At 72.2% G+C, this 10,946-nt stretch carries 9 protein-coding genes; all 9 read right to left on the bottom strand.

Going from position 1 to position 10,946, the window contains the following annotated elements:
- Positions 1-455, bottom strand: a 455-nt coding sequence (locus tag E1283_RS22670) for a hypothetical protein (RefSeq protein ID WP_132819966.1), incomplete at its 3' end; no start/stop codon positions are given.
- Positions 445-2,181 (bottom strand): carbamoyltransferase family protein, encoded by a 1,737-nt coding sequence (locus E1283_RS22675; protein ID WP_207930491.1) that lies wholly within the window; start codon positions 2,179-2,181, stop codon positions 445-447. The genes E1283_RS22670 and E1283_RS22675, both read right to left, overlap by 11 nt.
- A gap of 161 nt (positions 2,182-2,342) precedes the next feature.
- Positions 2,343-3,854, bottom strand: a complete 1,512-nt coding sequence (locus E1283_RS22680) for a helix-turn-helix domain-containing protein (protein WP_132819968.1) — start codon at positions 3,852-3,854, stop codon at positions 2,343-2,345.
- A 230-nt stretch (positions 3,855-4,084) separates the two neighbouring features.
- Positions 4,085-4,906: a lipase family protein gene (locus E1283_RS22685; RefSeq protein WP_132819969.1), complete on the bottom strand. Its 822-nt coding sequence runs from the start codon at positions 4,904-4,906 to the stop codon at positions 4,085-4,087.
- Between the two features lie 127 nt (positions 4,907-5,033).
- The gene (locus E1283_RS22690) at positions 5,034-6,689 is read right to left on the bottom strand and encodes a serine/threonine-protein kinase (RefSeq protein ID WP_243745023.1); all 1,656 of its coding nucleotides are present in this window, start codon (positions 6,687-6,689) and stop codon (positions 5,034-5,036) included.
- A 101-nt stretch (positions 6,690-6,790) separates the two neighbouring features.
- Entirely contained in the window at positions 6,791-7,819 is a 1,029-nt protein-coding gene (locus E1283_RS22695; protein ID WP_425086214.1) for a LacI family DNA-binding transcriptional regulator, read from the bottom strand.
- Positions 7,820-7,821: 2 nt separating this feature from the next.
- Positions 7,822-8,691 (bottom strand): carbohydrate ABC transporter permease, encoded by an 870-nt coding sequence (locus E1283_RS22700; protein ID WP_132819971.1) that lies wholly within the window; start codon positions 8,689-8,691, stop codon positions 7,822-7,824.
- Positions 8,688-9,614 (bottom strand): carbohydrate ABC transporter permease, encoded by a 927-nt coding sequence (locus E1283_RS22705; RefSeq protein ID WP_132819972.1) that lies wholly within the window; start codon positions 9,612-9,614, stop codon positions 8,688-8,690. The genes E1283_RS22700 and E1283_RS22705 overlap by 4 nt, the downstream gene beginning before the upstream one ends.
- Positions 9,611-10,915 (bottom strand): extracellular solute-binding protein, encoded by a 1,305-nt coding sequence (locus tag E1283_RS22710; protein WP_132819973.1) that lies wholly within the window; start codon positions 10,913-10,915, stop codon positions 9,611-9,613. Before E1283_RS22710 ends, E1283_RS22705 begins: the two co-directional genes overlap by 4 nt.
- Positions 10,916-10,946: the final 31 nt, after the last annotated feature.

The raw sequence follows: 10,946 nt of genomic DNA on the forward strand, positions 1-10,946 counted from the left end.
GTGACCGACGCCCGAGGCGGGGCCGGCGGGTGGATGCCGAGTTCGGCGACGGTGGTGTGGACGGGAGCGCCCAGCACCCGGCGCATGTCGGTCAGCAGTCCTTCGACGAGCTCGGGGGAGTAGCGGTCGGTCTCGTACTCCGCGGTCAACGCGTCACCGCGCGACCCCAGGGTGAGCCCGGGGCCCAGACGGATCTCGCGGTCGGCGCCGGGCCCCGCCTGCCGGGCGATCTCGCCGACCGTGGTGTCGGAGGCGACCCGGAACGGTCGGTCGCCGACGGACAGCGCCTCGTGGCCGGTGTAGCGGGCGAGCACCGCCGCGAGGACGGCGGTCAGCGGCAGCGCCGACACCTCGGGACAGGCAAGCACGCGGGTGGCCCGTAAGAACTGCGGCACCACCGGTTCCGGGAGGTCCCCCGGCAGAACGAGGGCGACGAAGGGCGGGTCAGCGCGCATCGCGCACCACCAGGTGATCTCCCATGACCAGGTGGTCGAGTTCGGAACGCAGGAAGGTCCGCAGCGCGGTGTCGGGGTCCCTGACCACGGGCTGCCCCCGGAGGTTGAAGGAGGTGTTGAGCAGCACCGGAATGCCACTGATCTCGCCGAAGACACGGATGAGTTCCCACAGACGCTCGTTGTCCTGGCGGTGTACCACCTGGACGCGCGCCGTTCCGTCCACATGCGTCACCGCCGGGAGTTCCTTCCGGAATTCCTCCCTGACCTGGACGACGAACAGCATGTGCGCGTACTGGTCCTCGGCACCCGCGACCACGTCGAACAGGCGGTGTACGTCCTCTCGTCGCACCACCGGGGCGAAAGGCCGGAAATCCTCGCGTTGCTTCACCACCGCGTTGAGATGGTCCCGCATTCCAGGATCACGTGGGTCGGCCAGAATGCTGCGGTTTCCCAGCGCGCGGGGCCCGAATTCCATGGCACCCTGGAACCAGGCCACCACACGCCCCTCGGCGATGTTCCGCGCGGTCTCGTTGACGATCTCCGCCGGAGAAGCGGCTCTGGCCGTGCATCCCGGGGTGTTCTCCACGGCCTCGGAGATCTCCTCCTCGCTGAACGCCGGCCCCCAGTACGGCATCCCCATACGGCCCCGGTGAGCCAGCCCGTTCCGGGCACGCACGTGAAGCGCCGCGCCCAGCGCGGTGCCGTCGTCCCCGGACGCGGGCTGGACGAAGATCCGCTCGACCAGCCCACTGCGGGCCAGCAGGCCGTTGGCGGTGCAGTTCAACGCCACCCCGCCGGCCAGGCAGAGCCGCCGCACCCCCGTCTCCTCGGTGAAGTGCCGCACCACATGGAGCAGGGTCCGCTCCAACACGGCCTGCGCCGCGGCGGCCACGTCCATGTGCCGCTGTTCCACCGGCGCCCCGGGCGACCGCGGGGGGCCGAAGAGTTCGGTCAGCACCCGCAGCGCCCCGGCGTGGGTCTCGTTCTCGAACCAGCCGCGGTTCTCACCCAACAGCGGCACGGTGTACCGGCCCTGGTCCCCCAACCGGACGAGCCGCTCCCACTCCCGCGCGTAGCGGGACCGGTCGCCGTAGGGCGCGAGTCCCATGACCTTGTACTCGTCCATGGCGAACTCGAAGCCGAGGTAGAGGGTGACGACGCCGTACAACGTGCCCAGCGAGTGCAGCGCGGGCACCTGCCGCAGCACCGACAGCTCGTCGCCCTCGGCTCGGAAGAGGGTCATGCTCTCCGTCTCGCCCATGCCGTCGGCGACCAGGACCAGTGCTTCCCCGAACCCGCTGAGGTGGTGGGCACTCGCGGCGTGGGCGTGGTGGTGCGGCACCGGCACGAGGAGCTCGTGCCAGTCCATGCCGGGCCAGTGCTCGTCGAGCAGCGCGATCCTGGCCTCCGTGGAGTACACCTCGTGGAAGCGGCGCCTGGTGAATTCGCTGACCTCATGGCTCTCCGTCAGCCGGTAGTCGAATCCGAAGGCGACGCGGTCGACTTCGGACATCGTGATACCGCCACGCGTCAGGCAGAAGTCGATGGCTCCCCGCGGAAACGCCCCGGTGGCCTTCTCGCCCGTGAAACGTTCCTCGGCCGCAGCGGCCACCACGCCCCGGTCGTCAACCAATGCGGCCGCCGCGTCCAGCCCCTGGACTATTCGATAGTGCCGGGGATCGAGACCGGGCATCTCACGCCGTTTGAACGCGACGCTGTCATGCATTCCGCTGAAGCCGAGCACCCGCACGTTGGAACCTCCAAGACGAGACGCTTGGCAACGACCCTATTCGGAAAACCACCGCGCAGCGGCAATACCACCGGCAGAACAGGCGGCAGAAGAGGCGGCGCGAGAGAGGGCGGAAGAGGTGGCGGACGGCACGCGGCCTACTCGGGCATTTCCCTGCCACGGCGGTGTGCGCGAACCGTCTCCAGGACACGGAACCGAGTGCCGGCCACACCGGTACCCGACGTCACCAGGCCGAGCGCCAGCAGGCTGTGCGCCGCCCGGACGCCGGCGGCCAGCGGGATGCCCACCGCCTCGGACACCTCGTTCACCGACCACCAGCCGTTGTCCGCCGACACCCGGTCCAACAGCACGGCCTCGTCGGATCCCAGCCGGGGCAGCGCGTCGGCCACGTCGATGCCGCCCTCGGCCAGCACGTCACCGACGAGGGAAGGCAGCCGCCGCTGCACGGTCCTCGGGTCGTGCGCGAGGAAGTAGGACGCCGCGACCTGTATGGCCCGGGGAATACCGTCCACCGCTCGACAGACCGCCGCCATGGCCGCGTTGCTGGCGCCGTCGGGCCTGAAGTCCGGCCGGTATCGGCGAATGTGCCGCAACAACAGCCGCATCGAGGAGGTCTCGGTCCAGCCGCCGCGCCCTCGCGACGTCCCGGAGCTGTCAGGGGCACTCGGCTCCGGCGGGGCCTCGTCCCCGGGAACGTCGAGCGGACGTACCGCCATCACCAGCTCGCCCTCGACCTCGGTCGGCCGCCGCGCCGTGTACAGCACGCGTAACCTGGGGCAGCCGTCGACCAGTTCGAGGCACTGCCCGACCGCCGTCGGCACCAGGTCGTATCCGTCGAGGACGATCAGCGCGGGCCGACGGCCTATCAGCCGTATCAGCTCGCCGGTGTCGGGCCCGTCAACCCCGCCCAGGGCGTCGAGCCCGCGGCCGACGCCTTCCTGAACCGTCCCGGCCGAGGGCCGTGGAACCGCCCCCCGCGGCACGGTCTCCGCCGCCGCCCGCCACAGCACCACGGTGTCGCGACCCGCGTTCGACTCCCGGGCCACTTCGCGGGTGGCCTCCTGGGCCAACCGGGTCTTGCCCACCCCGGCCAGACCGGTGAGGCCGATCAGCCGCTCCTCACCGCTCGAGAGCACCTCCCGCAGCAGCGTGGTCTCCCGACTCCGGCCGATCAGTCCGTCGAGCGGGGCGGGCGGAGGTAAGAACCCCTGCGCCAGGTCGGCCTCCCGCTCCGCCCAGGGCCCCGCGTGGCCCGCCATCCTGTCGAAGCTCCCGGACTCCGCCGCGGACAGCCGCAGTCCCTCGGCCAGCAGCCGCACCGTGTGCCGTTGCGGCTTGCGCACTCTCCCGGACTCCAGATCCCGGATCGTCCGGACGCTGACCGTGGACAGGTCGGCCAGCTGGTGCTGAGTCATGCCACGTGTCTCGCGCAACGCTCTGAGGCTTCCGCCGAAGGTACTGTTCATGACGACCTCCATTTGCCCTCGCATGGATGACCACCGTGGGTGGCGTGGTGACAGGTGGGAGACCGGGCGCGGGGTCCCTCCCACCGACCGACCCGTCCGCCGGGTCGGTCCGGGGGGTGACCCGACCGTTGTGCTCGGAGGAGCTCCACGGTCTGGTGTGGGCTGCTGGGAATTGCTCGGCATACCTCCGCGCTCTCTCCCGCTATCGCTGAGACGGCGTGGACGCTCGTCGTTCCCCTGCCCGTCGCCAGGTCCAACGGGCAGTATCACGGCGCTGCTTTCGTGTCGCTTTCATGCCGCACTCGGGCCGCGGTCGGCGCGGTGGCCGGACGCCGTCCCGCCGCTCCCGCGCGCGCCGAACGCTGCCGGCACGTCCCACGGCCCGTCGCGAGGAGACCCCTGGGGCCGGGTCCTCAGGGGAGGTTCTTCTCCAGGGCCGCCAGGTAGCGCTTGATGGGGTGGTCGCGGAGGGCGTCGGACGCCGGGGCGAGTGCGTCGGCGGTCAGACCCTTGGCGCGGTCGGCGAGGCCGGTCAGGAGCGGCATGGAGTCGTGGAGCTCGCCGTCGCTGTCGAAGTAGCGCAGGGCCTTCACGTGGGAGTAGGCCGGCTCGGGCGGGAGCTGCGGCACGATGTCGTTGTTGTTGACGAAGCGGAACGCCCGCTGGCCGAAGCCCTGGTCGAACGCGTCGGCCAACATCCGGTCGCAGGCCCGGGGCTGGCCGTACGTGTAGACGCCGTCGGCGCGCAGCCGCGGGTCCTCCAGCTGCAGGCGGGCGCCGGCCAGCATGGCGAGCGCGCCCCCGAGGCTGTGGCCGGTGAACCACACGGTCTGGTCGTTGTCGCGGAACCGGGCCAGCGTGTCCTTGACGTCCGGCCAGATCGACTCCAGTGCCTCGCCGAAGCCGTAGTGGACGTAGCCGATCCCGGCCGGTCCCGCCCACGGCGGGGTGGTCGCGTCGGTCAGCCAGTCCCTGATCTGGGACGGTTCGGTGCCACGGAACGCGGTGATGATCATCTGGTCGCTGGCGGCCGTGTACGCCTCGGTGTCCTGGAGCGGGAACGGCGGCGTGAACCGGGTCATGTGGTGCCTGATCCGGTCGAAGCCCCACTCGTGGACCCGGTCGTCGATGGTGGCGTCGTCCTGGTAGGCGAGGTCGGACGCGAGGGCCAGCGCGTAGGCGTGCGGCACGCTGTACGAGCGGATGCCGTGGTCGAACGTGGCGGTGACGGTCACGGGTGGGGCTCCCTTCGGGGCGAGCGGAGGCGGTCGCGCTCCGTCGTATCCCGAGGAGGCGCCAGGTGCCGGGCGGCGTGCCCCGAGGTTCACCCGAAGGACGGACCGGCACCCGACGCGTGGCCGCTCATCCGGTCTGCGCGGCGCCCCGCCAGACCGTGAGGTCGACGGTCACGTACTGGCTGGACGAGTCGATCGGCGCGTACTCGCGGACGGTGACCAGGGCGATGTCCCCCGCGGTGGTGGTCAGGCAGATCTCCGAGCCGGGCGGCGCCTCGTCGTCCAGGAACCCGTCGGTGTACCTGGTCACCGAGCGGCAGGTGTCGAGCGAGCCGGCCTCGTCCTGTCGCAGCAGCGCCAGGGTGTTGTCCCCGCTGGTCACCAGCGACCGGTCGAGCGAGATGTTGTTCGCTCCGTAGTACCCGAGTTCGCCCTCGTAGGACGGGCCCAGCTCCGAACGCGTCGGGGTCGGCGGGTCCTGGTAGAGCGAGATGACGTGGCCGTCGGGGATGGAGACGCCCTCGTAGACCGCCGGTTCGGGATCGGCCGGCGGATCGGTCGGGGTGTCGGAAGTGGTGTCGGTCGGGGCGGTCCCGTCCTGCTCCTGGTCCGGCTCGTCCGCCTGGCCCGGGTCCGGCTCGGGAGTCGGCTCGGTGGACGTCTGCGACGTGTCGCCGCCCGCCGCGTCGTCCGAGTCCCCGCCGCCGTCGTTCACCAGCGCGACGCCGATGCCCACGCCCGCGACCACCGCGAGGACGGCCACCGCCGCCAGCAGGATGTTCCGTCCGCCGCGACGGCCCCGCGGAGCCGCACCGCCCGGCGGGACGTGGGTCGGCGGCGCGGTTCCGACGGCGGGGAACCCGGCCGGCGGCGGCGTCGGGAAGGCGGCGGGCACGGAGGTGGCCGTGGCCGCGTGGTGGTCGATCGCCGCGGTGACGGCGGGCGGCAGCCACCCGCGCGCCGGCGCCGGGGCGCCGTCCGTCAACGGCCGGGACGCCTCGATGATCTGGGCCGGGGACGGCCGCCCCGCCGGATCCTTGGTCAGGCAACGGGCCGTCAGCTCGCGCAGCGCCGCCGGCACCCCCGACAGGTCGGGCTCCTCGTGGACGACGCGGTAGAGCACGGCAGGGGAGGAGCTGTCCCCGAACGGCGGCGTGCCCGTGGTCATGAAGGCCGCGATCAGGCCGAGGGCGAAGATGTCGGCGGCGGGCGTGACGGGGCCGTTCGTCGCTTGTTCCGGTGCCATGAAGGCGGGGGTGCCGGCGGTGACGCCGGTGCGGGTCAGGGCGGTGGTGTCGGCGGCTCGGGCGATGCCGAAGTCGATGACCCGGGGGCCGTCCGTGCCGAGGAGGACGTTGGAGGGTTTGAGGTCGCGGTGGATGACGCCCGCGCCGTGGATGGCCTGGAGTGCCTCGGCGATTCCGGCCAGCACCCGGGCGGCGGCCGGCAGGGGCAGGGGGCCGTGGTCGCGGATGGCGCTGTGCAGCGAAGGGCCGGGGACGTAGGCGGTGGCGAGCCAGGGTTGGGGGCCGTCCGTGTCGCTGTCGATGACGGGTGCGGTGTAGAGGCCCTGGACGCGTTCGGCGGCCTGGACCTCCTGCCTGAAGCGTCGTCGGAACTCGGGGTCGCCGGCGACTTCCGGGCGGATCACCTTGATGGCGATCGGCCGGCCACCCGGCGTGTGCGACAGGTACACCTTGCCCATCCCGCCCTCGCCCAGGCGGTGGGTGAGCCGATATCCGGCGACGGCGGTGGGGTCTTCGGCAGTCAGAGGCGTAGGCACGGCACTCAATCTAACGACGGCCGACGGCCGTTGAACCCGGAATCCGCACCAGTTCCGCCACAGGACGGGCACCGGGGGTGAGCCTCCCCGCCCCGCGCGGCTCAGGCCGAGTCGCGCCGCACCAGCTCGGTCGGCAGGATCACCGCCGACGTGTCCTGGCCCTCGATCCTGGCCATCAGCAGCCGGACCATCTCCGCGCTGATCCGGTCCCAGGGCTGCCGGATGGTGGTCAGTGTCGGGCGGGCGGCGACGGCGGCCGCCGAGTCGTCGAAGCCGCCGACCGCCACGTCGTCGGGGACCCGGCGGCCGGCCTCGGCCAGCGCGGCGAGCGCGCCCTGCGCCATCAGGTCGGAGGCGACGAACAGCGCGTCCAGGTCGGGGCGGCGGGCCAGCAGCTCGGCGGTGGCGCGCGCGCCGCTGTCCCGGCTGTAGTCACCGGCGGCGACCAGCTCGGGGGCGTACCCGAGCCCCGCCTCGGCCAGCACCTCGCGGTAGCCGGCCAGCCGCTCCACGCCGCCCGGGGTGTCCTGCGGTCCCGTGACGATGCCGATCCGGCGGCGCCCCGTGGCCAACAGGTGGCGCACCATGGTGCGGGCCCCGTCCCGGTCGTCGGCCGCCACGTGGGCCAGCCGTTCCGAGGTGCCCTGCGGGGTGCCGCAGACCACCACCGGCACGCCGGCCCGCACCAGCTGCTCGGCCACCGGACTGCCGGCGTGGCTGGAGATCAGCAGCACCCCGTCCACGTGCCCCGAGCCGACGTAGCGGACGATGCGGCGCTGCTCGTCCGGCGTGCCGGCCAGCATCAGCAGCAGCGGGATGTCGTGGGCGGCCAGCGCCTCGGTGCAACCGCGCAGCAGCACGTTGAAGTTGGGGTCCTCGAAGAACTTGTCCTGCGGCTCCGTGAGCAGGAACGCCACCGATCCCGAGCGGCCGGTGATCAGCGAGCGGGCGTGTCGGTTGACGACGTAACCGGTCTTGCGGATGGCCGAGTTGACCGCGTCGGCGGCGGCCGGGCTGACGTAGTGGCCGCCGTTGAGCACCCGGGAGACGGTGCCCCGCGAGACGCCGGCCACCCGCGCCACGTCGTGGATCGTCGGCCGCCGGCGGCGCTCTCCCGGTTTGGTGCTCATGCTCACGACTTTACGGCGCCGGAGAGCAGGTCGAGGCTCCAGAACCGTTGGATCACCAGGAACAGCGCGATCAGCGGGACGATCGCGAGCAGCGAGCCGGTGATCACCAGGGTGTACAGGGCGGGGGTGTTGGAGCCCTGGTTGAGCAGCGTGAACAGGCCGAGGGTGATCGGGAACTTCTCGTCGTCGCTCAACATCACGTACGGCAGCAGGAAGTTGTTCCAGATCGCCACGAACTGGAAGAGGAAGATCGTCACCAGGCCCGGCAGCATCATCGGCAGCGCGACGGTGCGGAAGATCCGCCACTCGCCCGAGCCGTCCACCCGGGCGGCCTCCAGCAGTTCGGTGGGCACGGCGGCGGCGGCGTAGATCCGGGCCAGGTAGATGCCGTAGGGGGAGAGGACCAGCGGCAGCAGCACCGAGGGGTAGCTGTCGGTGAGTTCGACCTCGGCCAGCATCAGGTACTGCGGGATGGCCAGGATCACCGGCGGCATCAGCACGCCGGCGAGCAGCACCGAGAACACGGCCTCCCGACCCCGGAAGCGGTAGACCGCGAGGCCGTAGCCGGCGAGCGCGGAGACCGCGCAGGAGAGCAGCGCGCCGAGGCCGGCGTAGAGGCCCGAGTTGGCCATCCACCGCCAGTAGACGCCGTCCCGGTAGTCGGTCAGGTCCGTGATGTTGTCGAGCAGTCCGGTGCCGGGCGCGAACGTGAAGGTGGAGAACAGCTCGTCGCCGGCCTTGGTGGCGGCGACCAGCACCCAGGCGACGGGCAGCAGGCAGTAGAGGGCGCCGAGCAGCAGCGCGGCGGTGGGCAGCAGGGCGATCCGGTTGTTGGTCCGGCGGCTCGTCGGGTGGCTCGTCGGGTGGCTCATCGGGCGGCCTCCTCCTGGCGGTTACGGGAGTTGGCGACGCGCAGGAAGGCGAACGAGAGCGCCAGCGTGACGACGGCGATGACCACGGCGGTGGCGGCCGCCGCGTGGATGTCGCCGCCGCGGAAGGCGTCCTGGTAGACCTTCATCATCGGGCTCCAGGTGGTCGGGATGCTGTTGGTGAGCGGCCGGAGGGTGGTCGGCTCGTTGAACACCTGGAGGGTGGCGATGACCGAGAAGAAGAAGGTGAGCACCAGGGCCGGTGCCACCATCGGGATCTTGATCCGCAGCGCGATCTGGAGCTGGGAGCAGCCGTCGAGGCGGGCCGCCTCGTAGATCTCGGCGGGGATGGCGCGCAGCGAGGTGTAGATCACGATCATGTTGAAGCCGGTGCCGCCCCAGACCGCGATGTTGGCCATCGCGACGTAGAGCGGGCCGCCGCTGAGCAGGTCGGGGGCCGACAGCCCGACCGAGTCGAGGACGTGGTGCAGCGGGCTGACCGACGGCAGGTAGAGGAAGCCCCACAGCATGCCGGCGATGATCCCGGGCACGGCGTAGGGCAGGAAGATCACCAGCCGGCCGACGCGGCGGCCCCGCACCCGCTCGGCGTCGAGCAGCAGCGCGAACAGCAGGGCGAGGCCCAGCATCACGGGGATCACGATCAGGCCGTAGCCGAGCACCCGCAGGGCGCTGGCCAGCAGCTCGGAGTCGCCCAGCGCGTCCGCGTAGTTGCCGAGGCCGGCCCACACCTCGGAGCGGGCGCCGCTGCCCAGGCCGAGGCCCTGGACCTCGATCCGGTGCAGGCTGAGCCAGATCGCGTAGCCGATGGGCAGCGCGAAGAAGAGCAGGAAGAGCACGACGGCGGGGGCGAGGAAGGCGTACGGGGCGCGCCGCCGCGCCCCGTACGCGGAACGGCGCCGGGTCACTCGGCCACCTGGAAGCCGTGTGACTCCATGTCCTCGACGGTGGCGCGCTGCATGGTGGCGAGCGCGGCGCCGAAGTCGCCGCGGCTCTGGGCGGCCTGGGCGAAGGCGTCGTTGAAGGTGGCGTAGGCGACGTTGACGTTCGGGCCCCAGGCGGCGGGCGCGGTGCCGGCGGCGATCTCGGCGGCCCGCTCGTAGAAGTCGGGCTGGTTGGCGAGGTAGGCCGGCGGCTCGGCGAGCGCCTCGCCGGTCTGGGCGGCGGTGGCGGCCGGGTAGATCCCGCCCTCGCGGACCAGAGCGGCCAGCGCCTCCGGGTCGGTGTTGAGCCAGCTGGCGAACTCGGCGGCGGCCGCCCGGTCCTCGGCGTCGTTGGTGACCGCGGTGCTCGAACCGCCCCAGCTGCCGGTGGCGTTCTCGCCCTCCGACCACTGGGGGAGCGGGGCCATCGCCCACAGCCCCTCGGTGTCGGGGGCGGCGGTGGTGAGGGTGCCGGGGGCCCAGACGGCGCTGACCCAGCCGATCTGGGTGCCCTCGTTGAGCGCCTGGTTCCACGCTGGGGTGTACATCGGCTCGTTGCTGACGGCGTCCTCGGCGACCAGGTCGCCCCAGAAGTCGGCGACCCGGCGGGTGGCCTCGTCGTCGATGGCGACCCGCCAGGTCTCGCCCTCGGTGGTCCACCACTGGGCGCCGGCCTGCTGGGCGAGGCCGGCGAACAGGCCGGCGTCGTTGGCGGAGAAGGTGGTCAGGTAGGTGTCGGGCGCCGCCTCGCGGACCGCCCGCGCGGTGTCGGCGAACCCGTCCCAGGTGGTGGGGACGTCGAGGCCGTACTCCTCGAACAGGTCCTGGCGGTAGTAGAACATCATCGGCCCGGAGTCCTGCGGCAGGGCGTAGACGGCGTCGGTGCCGAGGGTCACCTGCTGCCAGAGGCCGGGCGCGAACGCCTCGGCCACGTCGCCGACCTCGCCGGATATGTCGGCCAGCACGTCGTTGCTGACCAGGGTGGGGATGGCCTGGTACTCGGCCTGCACCAGGTCGGGCCCCTCACCGGCCTGGGCGGCGGTGATGGTCCTGGTGACCAGGTCGTCGCCGCTGGCCTGCTTCGTGACGGTCACCTGGACGTCGGGGTTGGCCTCGTTCCAGATCTCGACGACGGCCTCCATGCCGGGCGCCCAGGCCCAGTAGGTGAGCTCGACGGGGCCCGAGCCCGACGAGTCGTCGTCCGACGAGCCGCCGCCGCAGGCGGTGACGGCGACGGCGGAGAACGCGGTCGCGAGGCACGCGGCGACGGTGCGGTGGTGCTTCATTGCTACCTCCGTAAGGCGCGGGGGCGGGGGT

Source organism: Streptomyces hainanensis (assembly GCF_004348415.1).
In the GTDB taxonomy this organism is placed as follows: Bacteria; Actinomycetota; Actinomycetes; order Streptomycetales; family Streptomycetaceae; genus Streptomyces; species Streptomyces hainanensis.

Excerpts from the sequence above, each read along its gene's own strand:
- E1283_RS22675 (WP_207930491.1), bottom strand. The coding sequence starts at position 2,181 with ATGCATGACAGCGTCGCGTTCAAACGGCGTGAGATGCCCGGTCTCGAT.
- E1283_RS22680 (WP_132819968.1), bottom strand. The coding sequence starts at position 3,854 with ATGCCGAGCAATTCCCAGCAGCCCACACCAGACCGTGGAGCTCCTCCG.
- E1283_RS22695 (WP_425086214.1), bottom strand. The coding sequence starts at position 7,819 with ATGAGCACCAAACCGGGAGAGCGCCGCCGGCGGCCGACGATCCACGAC.
- E1283_RS22700 (WP_132819971.1), bottom strand. The coding sequence starts at position 8,691 with ATGAGCCACCCGACGAGCCACCCGACGAGCCGCCGGACCAACAACCGG.
- E1283_RS22710 (WP_132819973.1), bottom strand. The coding sequence starts at position 10,915 with ATGAAGCACCACCGCACCGTCGCCGCGTGCCTCGCGACCGCGTTCTCC.